The organism is Brevundimonas pondensis, from assembly GCF_017487345.1.
Classification (GTDB): domain Bacteria; phylum Pseudomonadota; class Alphaproteobacteria; order Caulobacterales; family Caulobacteraceae; genus Brevundimonas; species Brevundimonas pondensis.
In genome coordinates, this window is sequence record NZ_CP062006.1 from 3175599 (window position 1) to 3192116 (window position 16518).

Sequence of the window (16518 nt, forward strand, 5' to 3'; positions counted from 1 at the left end):
AAAATGCTGCATCGCAAACCATTGCGAGAAAACACATTGCATAAATTTGAAAAAATATCGGTAAATTTTACCCTTCAACATGATTGATGCGACCAAGTGAGGAAAAATATTTGCTCTTTTGGTGCGGACTTTGCTTAATGAGCAAATGCAAAAAGGTGGCCGTTCCAACCCTGGTGGTTTTCTGATTGAGCAGCGTCGGCTGGAGAAACAGCCCGCTGAGCTGCGCGTACGCGCCTTCACGGAGATCACGCTCAAACCGACCGCCGCCAGCGGGACGGTCCAGGCGTCGCGCTGCACCGACTGCGGCGTGCCCTTCTGCCAGAACGCCTGCCCGCTTCAGAACAACATCCCCGACTGGCTGGCCCTGTCGGCGGACGGCGACCTGCGCGAGGCCTGGCGCGTCGCCTCGGCCACCTCGACCATGCCGGAAATCTGCGGCCGCATCTGTCCGCAGGACCGCCTGTGCGAGGGCGCCTGCACCCTGCAGCAGTCCGGCTGGGACGGCGTGACCATCGGCTCGGTCGAGGCCTGGATCGCCGACGCCGCCTTCGACAACGGCTGGGTCGAGCCCATCCGCCCCCTGGTCGAGCGCGGCCAGAGCGTGGCTGTCGTCGGCTCCGGCCCCGCCGGCCTAGCCGCCGCCGATCGCCTTCGCAGTGACGGCTATCAGGTCACGATCTATGACCGCCACGACCGCGCCGGCGGCCTGCTGACCTACGGCATCCCCGGCTTCAAGCTGGAGAAGCGCATCGTCCAGCGCCGCATCGACCGCCTGATCGAGGGCAGGGTCCAGTTCGTGCTGAACACCAACGTCGGCGTCGACGTCTCGATGGACGAGTTGCGGTCGCGCCATGACGCCGTCCTGCTGGCCATGGGCGTCTATCAGGCCCGCACCCTGAGCGTGCCCGGTCGCGGCCCGAACGACACCGTCGCCGCCCTCGACTTCCTGATCGCCCAGAACCGCGTCGATTGCGGCGACGCCCCCGTGGCTGACGCCCCCCACGCGGCCGGTCGCGACGTCGTCGTGGTCGGCGGCGGCGACACGGCCATGGACTGCGTCCGCACCGCCGTCCGTCAGGGGGCGAACAGCGTCGTCTGCCTCTATCGCCGCGACCGCGACAACATGCCGGGCTCGGCCCGCGAGGTGCAGAACGCCGAGGAGGAAGGCGTCCGCTTCGAATGGCTGGGCGCGCCCAAGGCTCTGATGTCCAAGGGCGAGGCCGTGACCGCCGTCCGCGCCCAGCGCATGGCCCTGACCGAAGCCTCCGCAGGCGGGCGCCGCGACATCGCGCCTGTGCCCGGTTCGGACTTCGACCTGCCCGCCGACCTGGTGATCGAGGCCCTCGGCTTCGAGCCGGAGGCCTTCGCCGAGCAGCTCGACGCCAACCTCGGCCTGACCAGGTGGAACACCCTGCAGGTGGCGCGCGGCGGTTTCGCCACCACCCTGCCCGGCGTGTTCGCCGCCGGGGACGCCGTGCGCGGCGCCTCCCTCGTTGTCTGGGCCGTGCGCGACGGCCAGGACGCCGCGGCCGAAATCGACCGCTACCTGCGCGCGCGTACCGAGGAAGCCGCGGCATGACCGACGCATCGCAACAGAACTGGCTGGCCCAGTACGAAGAGAACCGCGCCCGCCTGATCGAGGGCGGCGCCTATGACCCGTCGTCGGAGCGCGACGCCTGCGGCGTGGGCCTGGTCTGCGCCATCGACGGCAAGCCGCGTCGCGAGATCGTCGAGATGGCCATCAAGTCGCTGAAGGCCGTGGCCCACCGCGGCGCGGTCGACGCCGACGGCCTGTCCGGCGACGGCGCCGGCGTCATGATCGAACTGCCCCAGGCCTTCTTCGCGGCCCAGGTGCGCGCCGTCGGCCAGACCCTGCGCCCCGGCCCCATCGCCGTGGGTCAGGTCTTCCTGCCGCGCACCGACCTGGGCGCCCAGGACCACGCCCGCGCCATCGTCGAGGCCGAAGCCATCCGCTCGGGCTTCTATATCTACGGCTGGCGTCAGACGCCGATGGACCTGTCCGTCGTCGGCGTCCGCGCCGACGCCACCCGGCCCGAGATCGAGCAGATCATGCTGGCCGCCCCCGAAGGCATGGAGATCGAGGAGTTGGAGCGCGAGCTCTTCCTGTGTCGCCGCCGCATCGAAAAGGCGGTGCAGGCGTCGGGCCTGAACGGCTTCTACCTCTGCTCCCTGTCGGCCCGCTCCATCGTCTACAAGGGCATGGTCCGCGCCGAACTGCTGGGTCAGCTGTATCACGACCTGAACGACCCCACGGTCGAGGCCGGTTACGCCGTCTTCCACCAGCGCTACTCGACCAACACCTTCCCCGAATGGAAGCTGGCCCAGCCCTTCCGCATGCTGGCCCACAACGGCGAAATCAACACGCTTCAGGGCAACCTGAACTGGATGCGCGCCCACGAGATCCGCATGGCCGCCTCGGCCTTCGGCGACCGCGATCAGGAGGTCAAGCCGGTGGTCCAGCCGGGCGGCTCGGACTCGGCGGCCCTGGACAATGTCTTCGAGGTCCTGGTCCGCGCCGGGCGCCCTGCGCCCCTGGCCAAGGCCCTGCTGGTGCCCGAGGCCTGGTCCTCGGACGACGTGGTGATGAAGCCCGAGCACCGCGCCCTCTACGCCTACTGCAATGCAGTGATGGAGCCGTGGGACGGCCCCGCCGCCCTGTGCGCCGTCGACGGCCGTTGGGTCGTGGCGGGCAAGGACCGCAACGGCCTGCGCCCCCTGCGCGCCGTCGAAACCGTGGACGGCCTGCTGCTGGCCGGCTCCGAGGCCGGTCTGGTCCCCCTGCCCGAGGGCCGCATCAAGCGCCGCCTGCACATCGGTCCCGGCAAGCTGATCGCCGTCGATCTGAAGCATGGCCGCCTCTATGACGAGCACGAGGCCGTCGATGCCCTGGCCGCCGCCCAGCCCTACTCCGACTGGCTGGAGAACATGGTCGATCTGGAGCCGATCATCGGCCCCGGACCCGAGCCCCGCGCCGCCGTCGGCGAGGCCCTGATCCGCCGCCAGATCGCCGCCGGTTTCAGCCGCGAAGACCTGGACCTGCTGCTGGACGCCCTGGTCCGCGACGGCAAGGAGGCGGTCGGCTCCATGGGCGACGACGCCCCGCCCGCCGTCCTGTCCAGCCTGCCGCGCCCTCTGGCCCACTACTTCCGCCAGAACTTCAGCCAGGTCACCAACCCGCCCATCGACCCCCTGCGCGAAGCCGGGGCCATGAGCCTGAAGACCCGCTTCAAGAACCTCGGCAACATCCTGGCCCAGGACGAGGCCCAGACCGAGGTCTTCGTGCTGGACAGCCCGGTCCTGACCACCGGCATGTACCAGCGCCTGCTGGGCGTCGTCGCCGACGGCTCGACCACGGTGATCGACTGCACCTATCCGGTCCCCGCTGAAGGCGACCGCCCCGGCGCCGGCCTGCGTCAGGCGCTCGACCGCATCCGCGACGAGGCCGAGGCCGCCGCGCGCGACGGCGCCACCCTGATCGTCCTGACCGACGAGCAGGCCTCGGCAGAGCGTCTGGCCGCGCCGATGATCCTGGCCACCGCCGGGACGCACGGCCGCCTAATCGCCGCCGGCCTGCGCACCTATTGCTCGCTGGTCGTGCGTTCGGCGGAGACTTTGGACCCGCACGCCTTCGCCGTTCTGGTCGGGGTCGGCGCCACCGCCGTCAATCCGTGGCTGGCGCAGGAACTGTTCCAGGAGCGTCTGGATCGCGGCGCCTATCCGGGCCTGACGCTTCACGACGCCTGCCTGAACTACAAGCACGGCATCGAAGCGGGCCTGCTCAAGGTGCTGGCGCGCAAGGGCATCAGCATCATCTCCGCCTACCGCGGCGGCTGCGAGTTCGAGGTCCTGGGCCTGTCGCGCGCCCTGGCCGCCGAGTTCTTCCCCGGCGCGCCCTCGCGCATCTCCGGCATCGGTCTGGCCGGTCTGGAGCAGGCGGCGCTCAAGCGTCACAGCGTCGCCTTCGGCGCGGCGGTCCCCTCCCCGTCGATGGGCGGTTTCTTCCGCATCCGTGCGGGCGGCGAGGCCCACGCCCACGACGCCAAGACCATCCACCTGTTGCAGGACGCGGTGAACCGCGGCGACTTCAAGCGCTTCAAGCAATACTCCGCCGCCGTCCGCGAACAGCCGGACCTAGCCCTGCGCGACCTGCTGGACTTCAAGGACGGCCTGACCCCGGTGCAACTGCACGAGGTCGAAAGCGTCTCGGACATCCGCCGCCGCTTCCTGTCGCAAGCCATGTCTTTGGGCGCCCTGTCGCCTGAGGCGCATGAGACCCTGAACATCGCCATGAACCGGATGGGCGCGCGCGCCGTCTCCGGCGAGGGCGGCGAGGACCCGGCTCGCTATGTGCCGCGTCCAAACGGCGACAACGCCAATTCGGCGGTCAAGCAAGTGGCCTCGGGCCGTTTCGGCGTCACCGCCGAATACCTGAACCAATGCCGCGAGATCGAGATCAAGGTGGCCCAGGGCGCCAAGCCCGGCGAGGGCGGTCAGTTGCCCGGCTTCAAGGTCACCGAGTTCATCGGCCGGATGCGCCACGCAGTCCCCGGCACCACCCTGATCAGCCCGCCGCCGCACCACGACATCTACTCGATCGAGGACCTGGCCCAGTTGATCTACGACCTGAAGGCGATCAACCCCGACGCCAAGGTCACGGTCAAACTGGTCTCGGCCACCGGCATCGGCGCCATCGCGTCCGGCGTGGCCAAGGCCAAGGCCGACGCCATCCTGATCGCCGGCCACAACGGCGGCACGGGCGCCTCGCCCCAGACCTCGGTCAAGCACGCCGGCATGCCGTGGGAAATCGGTCTGGCCGAGGCGCATCAGGTGCTCAGCCTGAACCACCTGCGCTCCTCCGTCTGCCTGCGCGCCGACGGCGGCATCCGCACCGGGCGCGACGTGGTCCTGGCCGCGCTGCTGGGGGCCGAGGAATACGGCATCGGCACCTCGGGCCTGATCGCCATGGGCTGCCTGATGGTGCGCCAGTGCCACTCCAACACCTGCCCGGTCGGCGTCTGCTCGCAGGACGAGCGCCTGCGCGCCAAGTTCACGGGCACGCCGGAGAAGGTGGTCAACCTCTTCACCTTCATCGCCGAGGAGGTCCGCGAAATCCTGGCCTCCATCGGCGCCCGCACGATCGACGAGATCGTCGGCCGCACGGACCTGCTGCGTCAGACCCGCCGCGGCGGCTCGCATCTGGACGATCTGGACCTCAACCCCCTGCTGATGAAGGTCGACGTCGACCGTCCCGGACGATGGGCCGACAAGGTGCGCAAGCCCGTTCCCGAAAGCCTGGACGCCCAGGTGCTGAAGGACGCCGCTCCCTTCCTGGAGCGCGGCCAGACGCTGGAGCTGTCCTATCCGCTTAACAACACCCAGCGCACCGCCGGCGCCGGAGTGTCGTCCGCCATCGTCCGCAAGTTCGGCCCGCAGGGTCCGCAGGGCCGTCTGACGCTGAAGCTGGAAGGCATCGCCGGCCAGAGCTTCGGCGCCTTCGGGGCCAGGGGCCTGATCCTCGACGTCACCGGCGAGGTCAACGACTACGTCGGCAAGGGCCTGTCAGGCGCCGACATCCATGTCCGTCCCCAGGAGTGGCGCGCGGATCAGCAGGTCTGCGGCAACACCACCCTCTATGGCGCGACCTCGGGCCGCCTGTTCGTGGCGGGCGCGGCGGGCGAGCGCTTCGCCGTCCGCAACTCGGGCGCCGAGGCCGTGGTCGAGGGTCTGGGCGCGCACGGCTGCGAATACATGACCGGCGGCCGCGTGGTGGTTCTGGGTTCGGTGGGCTGGAATCTGGCGGCGGGCATGAGCGGCGGCGAGCTGTTCGTGCTGGACGCCGAGGGCCGGGCCGCTCAAGCCCTGAACGGCGACATGGCCGGCGTCGGCGCCATCGACGCCGAAGCCGAGGCCCGGCTGAAGGCCCTGATCGAGGCCCACGCCAGCGCCACCGGCTCGCCTCTGGCCCGCCGCATCCTGGCCGACTGGGCGTCGTTCGCGCCGCGCTTCGTCCGCATCGCGCCGAAAACCGTCCTCGCCGCCGAGGCCGCAACCACCGACGTCAGGCTGGCCCAACCGGCCTGACGTCGCCTTCCCATCCGCAGCGTCTTCTCCCCGAGACCTTCATGACATCACCGACGATTTCCAGGGCCGCAGCATTCTGTTGCGGCCTTTTCGCCGTTGCGCTTTGCGCGCCCGCCTTCGCCGCCGTGCCGCCGAACCTGTTGGCGCATCAGGTCCCGCTGGCGCTGGACGGTCCCGGCACGGCCTGGATCCTGACCTCAACGGCCTTCGTGCTGATGATGACCCTGCCGGGGCTGGCGCTCTTCTATGGCGGCATGGTGCGCAAGAAGAACCTGATCGCCACCATCGCCCATTCCACGGCGGCCATGGCCATCGTCACCGTCCTGTGGTTCGTCGCCGGCTACACCCTGTCCTTCGGCACCGTCGACGGTCCGGCCAACGGCTTCATCGGCAGCCTTCAGGCCCTGTTCCTCAACGGCGTCGGGGTGAAGACCGCCCACGCCCTGACCCCCGGCCTGCCCGAGTTCCTGTGGATCAGCTATCAGCTGACCTTCGCCATCATCACCCCGGCCCTGATCGCGGGGGCTTTCGCCGAGCGCATCAAGTTCTCGGCCAGCGTCCTCTTCTTCACCCTGTGGCACCTGATCGTCTATGCGCCGATCTGCCATCAGGTCTGGGGCGGCGGCTGGATGGGCGAGCTGGGCGTGCTCGACTTCGCCGGCGGGGCCGTGGTCCACGTCAACGCGGGCGTGGCCGGTCTGGTCTGCGCCATCGTTCTGGGTCCGCGCCACGGCTGGGGCCGGGACAACATGGCCCCGCACAACCTGGCTTTCACCGCCATCGGCACCGGCCTGCTGTTCGTGGGCTGGATGGGCTTCAACGGCGGCTCGGCCGCGGGCGCCAACGAGATCGCCGCCGTCGCCGTCTTCAACACCCTGCTGGCTCCCGCCGCCGCCGCCGTCGGCTGGATCGCGGTGGAGTGGACGCTGAAGAAGAAGCCGACCCTGCTGGGCCTGCTGACCGGCGTGGTCGCCGGTCTGGTCGCCATCACCCCTGCCGCCGGCTTCGTCGACCCCAGGGGCGCCTTCCTGATCGGCCTGATCTCCGGCCCGATCGCCTATGTCGGCGCAGTCTGGCTGAAGCACAAACTCAAGTACGACGACAGCCTCGACGCCTTCGGGGTGCACGGTATCGCCGGGATCGCCGGCGCCCTGCTGACCGGGGTCTTCGCCAACGCCGCCATCAACCCCTTGGCCGAAGGCGCCACGGTCTGGAAACAGGCTGTCGGCCTGGGCGGCGCCATGGTCTGGAGCGCCGTCGGCACCTTCGTCGTCCTGATGATCTGCAAATACACCGTCGGCCTGCGCGTCGAGAAGGAGGCCGAGATCGAGGGCCTCGACTACAGCCAGCACGGCGAGGCCATGCACTGAGCAACCGGGCGGCGAGCGCGTGAAGCCTTCGCCGCCCGTCTGCGTTTCGCCCCCATGGCGGCGCGCGGCGAACTCGACACCTATCAGGCCATGCGGAACTTCGGCGTCACGCCGGAGCCCAAGGGCCGCAAGGCGAAAACCCGTCAGACCCGCCTGCGCTACCTGATCCAGCGCCACGCCGCGTCGCACCTGCACTACGACTTCCGCATCGAGCACGACGGGGTCCTCAAGTCCTGGGCCGTGACCAAGGCCCCCTCGCGCGACCCCCATGTCAAACGTCTGGCGGTCGAGGTCGAGGACCATCCGCTCGACTACGGCGGCTTCGAGGGGACCATCCCGGCGGGGAACTATGGCGCGGGCACGGTGCAGTTGTGGGACGTCGGCGAATGGGCGCCTCAGGACGCGGATCTGGACGCGGCCTTCAGGAAGGGCGTGGTCAAGCTGACCCTCGACGGCGAGCGGTTGAAGGGCGGCTGGGCCCTGATCCGGCTCAAGTCCGACCGAGGGAAACCCTCCAAACGCCCCAACTGGCTGCTGCTCAAGGAGAAGGACGCCTATGCCGTCGAGGGCGAAGGCGACGCCCTGGCCGAGATCGACGCCTCGGTGATCAGCGGGCGCAGCCTGGCTGAAATCGCCGCTGGCCCCGCCGAATGGACATCGTCCAAACCCGCCGCCCGCAAGGCTGCGCGCCCGCCGCCACAGCCGGCAGCCAAACCGCTGGCCAAACCCCACGCCTTCGTCCCCATCCAGCTGTGCCAGATCGCCGCCCGACCGCCCTCGGCCACCGGCTGGGCGCACGAGATCAAGTTCGACGGCTACCGGATTCAGATCGCGACCGGCGGCGGCCGCGCGATCTTGCGCACCCGCAAGGGTCTGGACTGGACTGACCGCTTTCCCGAACTGGCCGCCGACGCCGCCCGCTGGCCCGACGGCGTGCTGGACGGCGAGCTGTGCGCCCTGGACGAGCGTCACATGCCGGACTTCTCGGCCCTGCAGACGGCCATCTCGGAGGGCGCGACCGACAGCCTGGTCTATTTCGCCTTCGACCTGCTGTTCGACGGGCCCGAGGACCTGCGCAAACTGCCGTTGTCGCACCGCAAGGCCCGGCTTCAGGCCCTGATCGATCGCGCCCCCAGGGTCGCCGCCGAGCGCCTGCGCTACGTCGAGCATTTCAGCGCCAGCGGCCAGACCATTCTGGAAAGCGCCTGCCGCATGAATCTAGAGGGCGTCATCTCCAAGAAGCTCGACGCCCCCTATCAGGCGGGCCGCGCGGCCGCCTGGGTCAAGTCCAAGTGCCGGGGGCGCGACGAGGTGGTGATCGGCGGCTGGTCGTCCGAGGGTGGCAGCCGCTTCCGCTCCCTGCTGGTCGGGGTTCAGACGAAGGGCGGGCTGCGGTATCTGGGCCGCGTCGGCACGGGCTATTCGGCAGCCTTGACCAAACGCCTGACAGCGGCGCTGAAAGCCGCCGCCGCCGACCGCTCCCCCTTCATCGGCGCCAATATCCCCGAGGACGGGAATGACATCCACTGGACCACCCCGGCCCTGGTCGCCGAGATCGAACACGGCGGCTACACCGAGGCGGGGTCGTTGCGTCAGGCCGCCTTCAAGGGCCTGCGCGAGGACAAGGCGCCGTCCGACGTGACCGACGCGCCCCAACCGCCCGCCGCCACGTCCAGCAAACTGATCGTCGCGGGCGTCACCATCACCCATCCCGACAAGATCATGTGGCCCGCGCTCGACGACCACGTCGCTGTCACCAAGGCCGACCTGATCGCCTATTACGAAGCCGCCGCCGAGCGCCTCCTGCCCCACATCCTCGACCGTCCCGTCTCCATCATCCGCGCCCCCGACGGCATCGGCGGCGAGCGCTTCTTCCAGCGCCACGCCCTGACGAGCCGCGTCCCGGGCCTGCGGCCGATCGACGTCGGCGAGGGCAGGCCCTACCTCGCCGTCATCGACCTCGGCGGCCTGATCGCCGTCGGCCAGTCGGGTGGTCTGGAGTTGCATCCCTGGGGCTGCAAGCCCGGCGATCCCGAGACCCCGGACCAGATCACCTTCGACCTCGACCCCGACGAGGGCCTCGCCTTCGATGACGTCGTCGCCGCCGCCAACCTGCTGAAACCGCGGCTCGAGGCCCTCGGCCTGACCCCCTTCGTCAAAACCACCGGCGGCAAGGGTCTGCACGTCGTCGTCCCAATCAAGGCCGACGCCCGCAGCCGGGTGGAATGGGACACGGCCAAGGCCTTCGCCAAGGGAGTCTCGGAGGCGATGAAGGCCGACCATCCCGATCGCTTCACCACCACCCTGGCCAAGAAGGCGCGTGGCGGAAAAATCTTCCTCGACTATCTGCGCAACGGTCGCATGGCCACCGCCGTCGCCCCCTGGTCGCCGCGCGCCCGCCCCGGCGCGGGGATCGCCTTCCCCCTGAGGTGGGACCAGGTGAAGCCGGGGCTGGAACCGACAGCCTTCAACCTATGGAGCGCCGCCGAACTGTTGCAGACGTCCGATCCATGGCTGGATTTCCGTTCGGCCGCCGCGTCTTTGAAACCGGCGCTGAAACAGCTGAAGCTCTAACGCCTGGCGACGGTTCGGCCTATGACGTCATGGAAACGGAGACAGAGATCATGGCGGGCCTCAAGGACAAGCGCGGCTTCATCGACAAGGACCGGCTGGACCTGTCCGAGCGGCAGGCCGTCGAATACTGGATGAAGCGCTGGGGCGTGACCAAGGATCAGATCACCGCCGCCCACCGCAAGGTCGGTCGCATGACCAAGGACATCGCCGCCGAACTGGGCAAGAAGCGCTGACCACCGCCATGCGTCAGGCCCTGCTGATCATCGACGTCCAGCCCATCTTCAATCCGCCGGGCTGGCTGATCACGGGGATCAATCGCCTGATCGGAACCATGCCCTCGGTCGCCACCGTCGAGCGCCACGACGAGGCCGTCACCCCCTTCGCGCGCCAGCTCGGCTGGACCCCGGCTCCAGACGACGACAGCCTGATCAAGGCCGATGTCATCCATGTGAAACACGGCTACGCCCCGACGCCCGAGACGATCGCCCATCTGAAAAGCCTGAACCCCGAGCGGGTTCTGGTCTGCGGCATCCAAGCCGACACCTGCGTCCTGGCCGCCGGCTTCGCCCTGTTCGACGCGGGCCTGACGCCGACCCTGATCGAAGACCTGACCGTGGGCTCTTCGTTGGATCGCTCGGGCCTGCTGGGCGCCCGGCTGTGGCGGCATCACTTCAGACATGTAGTCCGCACGACGGACCTCTAGCCCGCCTTCTTTTTCGGAGCCCCCTTCTTCGGCGCAGGCTTTGCGGCGCCCCGCCCCTTCAGGCTGGCCTTCAACGCCGCCATCAGGTCGATGACGTTGGTATCGTCGGGCTCGGCCACGGCCACCACGCCCTTGCCGCCCTTCTGCTTGATCAGGATCATCTCGCGCAGGGCCTCGTCATAGCGGTCGTGGAAACGGGTCGGGTCGAAGCCCGCCTCCTTCTGACCGATGATGCGCGCGGCGATCTCGACCATGTCGGCGTCCGCTTTCACTTCCGGGATGTCGTCGAAAAAGTCGTCAGCGTCCTTCACCTCGTCGTGGGCGCGCAGGGTGTAGGCGACCAACCCCTTGCCATGGACCTCCAGCGCCAGCTGCCGCTCCTTGCCGCGCAGCACCAGCTGGCCCAGGGCGATCTTGCCCGCGGTCTTCATCGCTTCGCGGATCACGGCGAAGGCTTCGACCCCCACGCCCTTCTCCGGCACGACGTAAAAGGGATCGTCCCAGTAGAGCCGGTCGATGTCGCCTTCATCGACGAACTGGTCGATGGAGATGGTCTTGGTGCTTTCCAGCCTCACCTTGTCGAAATCGGCCTCGTCAAACAGGACGTACTCGTCCTTGGCCACCTCATAGCCCTTGACCAGGTCCGAGCGCTCGACCGGCCCGGTGTCAGGGTCCGTCGTCACCATGCGGATGCGATTGTTCGTCGCCGGATTGATCAGGTGAAAGCGCACGTCGCCGGCGCTGCTGGTCGCGGTGTAGAGGGCGACCGGACAGGTCACCAGTGACAGCTTCATATGTCCCTGCCAGGTCGGTCGCGTCGCCATGTTCCGCTCCTTTCCCCCTGACCGAACGGGTGCTGTGCGGATTTGTTCAGTCCCACTGGCTGCCGCCGCAGAACAGCGTCATCATCCACCCATGTCCTGGATCATCCGCTCGTTCCGACTGCACGCCGCCCTGTGGCTAGGCCTGGCGGTTCTGGCGGTCGCCGCCGTCGCCACCCCGTCCGACTGGGACTGGCAGATGCGCCTCGCCGTGGCCTGGGACGCCAGCGCCAGCGTCTTTCTGCTGCTGACCCTGGCCCGGCTGCGGCGCGCCCGGACCGCCGACGCCATCCGCCGACGCGCGGCGGCCCTGGATCAGGCCGGCGCCGCCGTCCTGCCGCTCAGCCTGCTGGCAGCGGCGGCCAGCGTCTTCGTCATCGTCATGGAGACGGCGGACGGCGGCAAGCCGACTACGGCCGAGGCCCTCTTCTCCATCGGCACCATCGCCGTGTCCTGGCTGTTCACCCACGTCATCTTCGCCCTGCACTACGCCCACGAGTTCTATGCTCCCGCTGAAAAGGGCAAGGGCGACCGCCGTGGCCTGATCTTTCCCGGCGAGAGCGAGGCCGACTACTGGGACTTCCTGCACTTTTCCCTGATCATCGGCGTGGCCAGCCAGACCGCCGACATTCAGATCAGCAGTCGCAAACTGCGCCGTATCGCCACCGTGCACAGCCTGATCGCCTTCGTCTTCAACACAGTGATCCTGGCCCTGGCGGTCAACATGGCGGTCAGCCTGCTCTAGGCTTATGCGCGCTTCGCCTTGACTTGGCCGCTATTGAGGCCCATCTGCGCTGCACCGCACAATCGCGGTATCCGGTTTCCTGCAACGCGTGTGGGTCTTCCTCCCCGAAGACCTGATTGCAGACGCAGCCGGCCAGACCTCAGAGTCATTACGTCGTCCGGACACGCGGGGCGGCGCCCGATCCACCCCGACGGCTTCATTCCGAAGCTCTATCGGGACTGGCGGTGCGTCTTCCTTGTTGCGTGCGGTCAGAAGGCTTCGCCTTCTCGACCCGACGCTCGCGGGATGCGCGCCTCCGCAAGCGAAAGACGCTCCGTGAGCAATATCACTTTTGAATCCATGGGCCTGAACAAGGCCCTCCTCCAGGCCCTGGCCTCGACCGGCTATGAAAAGCCGACCCCGATCCAGGCCAAGGCCATCCCCGACGTCATGGCGGGCAAGGACCTGCTGGGCATCGCCCAGACCGGCACCGGCAAGACCGCGGCCTTCGCCCTGCCGATCCTGCATCGCCTGGCCGAGAACCGCGTCGCGCCCCAGCCGCGCACCACGCGCGCCCTGATCCTGTCGCCGACGCGCGAACTGGCCACCCAGATCGCCGACAGCTTCAAGCAGTACGGCGCCCATCTGGGCTTCCGCGTCGCCGTCATCTTCGGCGGCGTGAAATACGGCCCGCAGGAACGCGCCCTGCAACAGGGCCTGGACGTCCTGGTCGCCGCCCCCGGCCGCCTGCTGGACCACCTGCAACAGAAGACCCTGGACCTGTCGTCGACCGAAATCTTCGTCCTGGACGAAGCCGACCAGATGCTGGACCTGGGTTTCATCAAGCCCATCCGTCAGATCGTCAGCCGCATCCCGGCCAAGCGTCAGAACCTCTTCTTCTCGGCCACCATGCCGTCGGAGATCGGCAAGCTGGCCGGCGAGCTGCTGAAGGACCCGGTCAAGGTCCAGGTCACGCCCCAGTCGACCACGGTCGAGCGCATCAAGCAGTCGGTCATCCACATCGAACAGGGCCGCAAGCGCGCCCTGCTGACCGAGCTGTTCAGCGACCCCGCCTATACGCGCTGCCTGGTCTTCACCAAGACCAAGCACGGCGCCGACAAGGTCGCGGCCTATCTGGAAGCCGGCGGCGTCGAAGCCGGCGCCATCCACGGCAACAAGAGCCAGCCGCAGCGCGAGCGTGCGCTTGAAGCCTTCAAGAACGGCAAGCTGCGCGTCCTGGTCGCCACCGACATCGCCGCGCGCGGCATCGACGTGGACAAGGTCACCCACGTGGTGAACTTCGAGCTGCCCTATGTGCCCGAAGCCTATGTCCACCGCATCGGTCGTACGGCCCGCGCGGGCAAGGACGGCACCGCCATCAGCTTCGTCGCCGGCGACGAGATGAAGCTGCTCAAGGACATCGAAAAGGTCACGCGCCAGAAGATCCCGGCCGTGGACCGCCGCAACGACAAGGCCCTGGCCCAGCTGGACGCCTCGATCATGGCGGCCGGCGTCAAGCAGAAGGCCACCCTGCCCGAGCGTGAAGGCCGTGAAGGCCGCGGCGGCGGCGAAGGCCGCAACCGTCCTCGCAACCCGCGCCGCGACGGCGTCAAGCCGGAGGGCGGCGGTCAGCCGCACCGCCAGCGCAAGGGCGGCGCGAACCGCGACCGCACGCACCACGCCGAACGTCCGGCCGCGACCTATGATCCGATGGCGGGCGAACGTCCCAAGTCGTCGCCACGCGCCAACCCCTCGGCCGAGCCCAAGCCGGTCGGCGAGATGAAGCGCCGCCCGCGTCGCCGCCCGTCGAACGGCGGCAAGGGCTACGGCTCGCAGGGCTGATGATCCGGGCTTCGGCCCTGATCTGACGGCAAAGAAAAACGGCGGCTCCCGCAAGGGAGCCGCCGTTTCCATGTCAGCAGCTTGCCCGGATCAGAAGGCCCAGCGCGCGCCCAGCGAGGCGACCAGAGCCGAACCCTCGGCCGTGCCGCGCAGGTGCGAGGTCGTGGCCGCCGGGGTGCCGGCGTAGAAGGTGCGGTCGTCGTAGATGTCCGAGTCGCTGAAGGCGATGTAGGTCAGACCGGCGTCGAAGGTCACGCCCTTGGTCACCTCGGTCGAACCGCCGACCGACACCAGCAGACGGTCGGCGTCCGGGATGCGGGCCGTACGCAGGCTGTCGCGGGTCGGGGTCGGGTCATAGCCGACGCCGGCGCGCAGCGTGGTCTTGTCGCTGAGGGCGTAGTCCAGGCCGATCGCGCCCGTGGTCACGTCCTTGTAGTTCTGATGGATCGAGTCGCCGCCGCCCGGATAGTCGACGTTGATGGCGTCGAACTCGGACCAGCCGATGCGGTTGACCTGGGCGTTCAGGGTCAGCTTGTCGTTGACGGCGTAGCGGACCGAGGCCGAGGCGAACCACGGCGTGTTGAAGCTGGCCGTGCCGCCGGTCGAGACGCTGTTGGGGGCCAGGGGGCCGGTCAGGACGATGTTCACATCGCCGTCCAGCTCATGCTCGATCTTGGAGCGATAGGACAGACCGAAGTCCCAGGGCCCCTTGTGCACCTGAGCGCCGACGTTCCAGCCGAAGTCCCAGCCGTCGCCTTCCAGCGAGGACGAGCCGTCCGGCAGCAGAGGCGAGACCGACGGCATGGCCGAGGTCAGCTTGGCCTTGACGTACTGGGCGTTCAGACCGGCGCCGACGTCCAGCCAGTCGTTGACCTGATAGGCCACGGTCAGGCTGGCGTCGCCCGAGCGCAGTTCCGAGGTCAGGGCGTCATAGCGGGCGAAGGAGCCCTGCTCATACTTGGTGGTGAAGTTGTAGGGGGCGGCCATCGAGACGCCGACGGCGAAGCGGTCGCCGATCGGGGTGGCGAAGGCGAAGTTGGGCACCAGGCCGCTTTCGATCGGGTCCACCTCGGTGTTGCGCGGGTCGCGCACCGGAACATTGGTTCCGCCCGGATAGGTGACGTAGGAGCCGTCGTTCTTCACTTCGGAGTCGATGCGAATGGCGTGCATGCCGAACGACAGCTCACGCCCGCTGCGGGCGATGGCGGCGGGGTTCCACCACATCGAGCCCGTGCCGCGGTCGGCGGCTTCGCCCGAGAAGGCGCGACCGGCGCCGCGCACCGATTGTTCCTGCAGATAGAAGGAGCCGGCGAAGGCCGGAGCGGCCACGGAGGCCATGAGAACCGCGAGGCCGCCGATGCGGGCCATGTTCCTGGGAGTCATACTGTTTCACCTATGTGGGACCGCCCGACCTTTACTGATGGTCGGGTCGTTGTTCGGGGAGAGAGGCGACGCTAACAGCCACAGCGCCTGTGTCATGAAAGCGTTGCGCCCAAGGCCCCTGTCGGACTGCAAATCGGCCAAACCGTGGCGGCGAAGTCGCACAATTTCACACCTTGGTGAGGTTACGTTACGGCAATATCAATGCCCATAGAACGTAGTTCTTGAGAAAGATCATGTTCCGCAAGGTCAACTTCGGCCTCGTCACGGCCACGAATCACCAACTGGGTTCCGACCTCTCCATCGCCGCCGAAACCGAAGGGATAGCTGCCGAACGACAGACCCGGCCGGACGACGGCGGCGGCCCTGAGAACCTCCGCGACAGCCCCCTCGCCGACGCCCGTGACCTTCAGATTACGGACGTGGATCACGGCGCCCGTACGCAGACGCGGGGTCACGTCCTGAAGCATGGCCTCCATGATCTTCGGCACGCCGGCCATGACGAAGACATTGCCGATCTGGAACCCTGGCGCATCGGTCACCGGATTGGCGATCAGGGTCCCGCCCTCGGGAATGCGCGCCATGCGCCGCCGCGCGGCGTTGAACTCGCCCGGCGGATAGCGCCGCTCGAGAACGGCCAGGGCCTCGGGGTGCTCGCGCACCGCCACGCCAAAAGCCGCGCCCACAGCGTCGGCGGTGATGTCGTCATGGGTCGGACCGATGCCGCCGGTGGTGAAGACATAGTCATAGGCCTCGCGCAGGGCGTTCAGCGCCCCGACGATCTGATCCTGCCGGTCGCCGACCGTGCGGGCCTCCAACAGGTCGATCCCCAGACTGGCCAGAAAGCGGGCGATGGTGTTCAGGTTCGTATCCTGGGTCCGACCGGACAGGATTTCGTCGCCGATGATCAGGACAGCGGCAGCAGGGGCGGCTTGATCGGTCATGCCCTTCAGATAGGCGCCGCCTGCCCCCGCGTCATCGGCGCCGCCTGACGAGGTTGAG

At 68.3% G+C, this 16518-nt stretch carries 11 protein-coding genes; 8 read left to right on the top strand and 3 right to left on the bottom strand.

Annotated elements, in window-relative coordinates; all coding sequences use genetic code 11:
- Window positions 1-145 precede the first annotated feature (145 nt).
- The 6 genes from IFE19_RS15640 to IFE19_RS15665 are packed head-to-tail and all read left to right on the top strand — an operon-like array spanning window position 146 to window position 10749.
- Window positions 146-1579 carry an NAD(P)-dependent oxidoreductase gene (locus tag IFE19_RS15640; protein WP_207823893.1) on the top strand — a complete coding sequence of 478 codons (1434 nt, stop codon included), beginning with the start codon at window positions 146-148 and terminating at the stop codon, window positions 1577-1579.
- Window positions 1576-6102, top strand: a complete 4527-nt coding sequence (gene gltB / locus IFE19_RS15645; RefSeq protein WP_207823895.1) for a glutamate synthase large subunit — start codon at window positions 1576-1578, stop codon at window positions 6100-6102. Before IFE19_RS15640 ends, gltB begins: the two co-directional genes overlap by 4 nt.
- Window positions 6103-6143: 41 nt before the next feature.
- The gene (locus IFE19_RS15650; protein ID WP_207823898.1) at window positions 6144-7472 is read left to right on the top strand and encodes an ammonium transporter; all 1329 of its coding nucleotides are present in this window, start codon (window positions 6144-6146) and stop codon (window positions 7470-7472) included.
- 54 nt (window positions 7473-7526) lie between these two features.
- Complete coding sequence (gene ligD, locus IFE19_RS15655; RefSeq protein ID WP_207823902.1) at window positions 7527-10046, top strand: DNA ligase D; 2520 nt, start codon at window positions 7527-7529, stop codon at window positions 10044-10046.
- A 50-nt stretch (window positions 10047-10096) separates the two neighbouring features.
- Window positions 10097-10279, top strand: a complete 183-nt coding sequence (locus IFE19_RS15660; protein ID WP_087120133.1) for a DUF3606 domain-containing protein — start codon at window positions 10097-10099, stop codon at window positions 10277-10279.
- 8 nt (window positions 10280-10287) lie between these two features.
- Window positions 10288-10749, top strand: coding sequence for a cysteine hydrolase family protein (locus IFE19_RS15665; RefSeq protein ID WP_207823904.1), 462 nt, complete (start codon window positions 10288-10290; stop codon window positions 10747-10749).
- Here the strand turns inward: IFE19_RS15665 and ku are convergent.
- Window positions 10746-11573: a non-homologous end joining protein Ku gene (gene ku, locus IFE19_RS15670; RefSeq protein WP_207823907.1), complete on the bottom strand. Its 828-nt coding sequence runs from the start codon at window positions 11571-11573 to the stop codon at window positions 10746-10748. The two genes, IFE19_RS15665 and ku, sit on opposite strands and share 4 nt — an antisense overlap.
- A gap of 91 nt (window positions 11574-11664) precedes the next feature.
- Here ku and IFE19_RS15675 point away from each other — a divergent pair, with 91 nt between their 5' ends.
- Together IFE19_RS15675 and IFE19_RS15680 are read left to right on the top strand one after the other, a co-directional pair.
- Window positions 11665-12315 carry a DUF1345 domain-containing protein gene (locus tag IFE19_RS15675; RefSeq protein ID WP_207823909.1) on the top strand — a complete coding sequence of 217 codons (651 nt, stop codon included), beginning with the start codon at window positions 11665-11667 and terminating at the stop codon, window positions 12313-12315.
- A gap of 339 nt (window positions 12316-12654) precedes the next feature.
- On the top strand, window positions 12655-14136 hold the full coding sequence (locus IFE19_RS15680) for a DEAD/DEAH box helicase (protein WP_207827689.1): 1482 nt from the start codon (window positions 12655-12657) through the stop codon (window positions 14134-14136).
- A 90-nt stretch (window positions 14137-14226) separates the two neighbouring features.
- Here IFE19_RS15680 and IFE19_RS15685 read toward each other — a convergent pair whose 3' ends face one another.
- Window positions 14227-15519 (bottom strand): OmpP1/FadL family transporter, encoded by a 1293-nt coding sequence (locus tag IFE19_RS15685; RefSeq protein ID WP_207823911.1) that lies wholly within the window; start codon window positions 15517-15519, stop codon window positions 14227-14229.
- 182 nt (window positions 15520-15701) lie between these two features.
- The gene (locus tag IFE19_RS15690; protein WP_207823913.1) at window positions 15702-16460 is read right to left on the bottom strand and encodes a competence/damage-inducible protein A; all 759 of its coding nucleotides are present in this window, start codon (window positions 16458-16460) and stop codon (window positions 15702-15704) included.
- Window positions 16461-16518: the final 58 nt, after the last annotated feature.

What these genes read in the sequence shown, in the direction of transcription:
- ligD (WP_207823902.1), top strand. Translation starts at nt 7,527, where the DNA reads ATGGCGGCGCGCGGCGAACTCGACACCTATCAGGCCATGCGGAACTTC.
- IFE19_RS15690 (WP_207823913.1), bottom strand. Translation starts at nt 16,460, where the DNA reads ATGACCGATCAAGCCGCCCCTGCTGCCGCTGTCCTGATCATCGGCGAC.
- ku (WP_207823907.1), bottom strand. Translation starts at nt 11,573, where the DNA reads ATGGCGACGCGACCGACCTGGCAGGGACATATGAAGCTGTCACTGGTG.
- IFE19_RS15650 (WP_207823898.1), top strand. Translation starts at nt 6,144, where the DNA reads ATGACATCACCGACGATTTCCAGGGCCGCAGCATTCTGTTGCGGCCTT.
- IFE19_RS15680 (WP_207827689.1), top strand. Translation starts at nt 12,655, where the DNA reads ATGGGCCTGAACAAGGCCCTCCTCCAGGCCCTGGCCTCGACCGGCTAT.
- IFE19_RS15660 (WP_087120133.1), top strand. Translation starts at nt 10,097, where the DNA reads ATGGCGGGCCTCAAGGACAAGCGCGGCTTCATCGACAAGGACCGGCTG.
- IFE19_RS15640 (WP_207823893.1), top strand. Translation starts at nt 146, where the DNA reads ATGCAAAAAGGTGGCCGTTCCAACCCTGGTGGTTTTCTGATTGAGCAG.
- IFE19_RS15675 (WP_207823909.1), top strand. Translation starts at nt 11,665, where the DNA reads ATGTCCTGGATCATCCGCTCGTTCCGACTGCACGCCGCCCTGTGGCTA.
- IFE19_RS15685 (WP_207823911.1), bottom strand. Translation starts at nt 15,519, where the DNA reads ATGACTCCCAGGAACATGGCCCGCATCGGCGGCCTCGCGGTTCTCATG.
- IFE19_RS15665 (WP_207823904.1), top strand. Translation starts at nt 10,288, where the DNA reads ATGCGTCAGGCCCTGCTGATCATCGACGTCCAGCCCATCTTCAATCCG.
- gltB (WP_207823895.1), top strand. Translation starts at nt 1,576, where the DNA reads ATGACCGACGCATCGCAACAGAACTGGCTGGCCCAGTACGAAGAGAAC.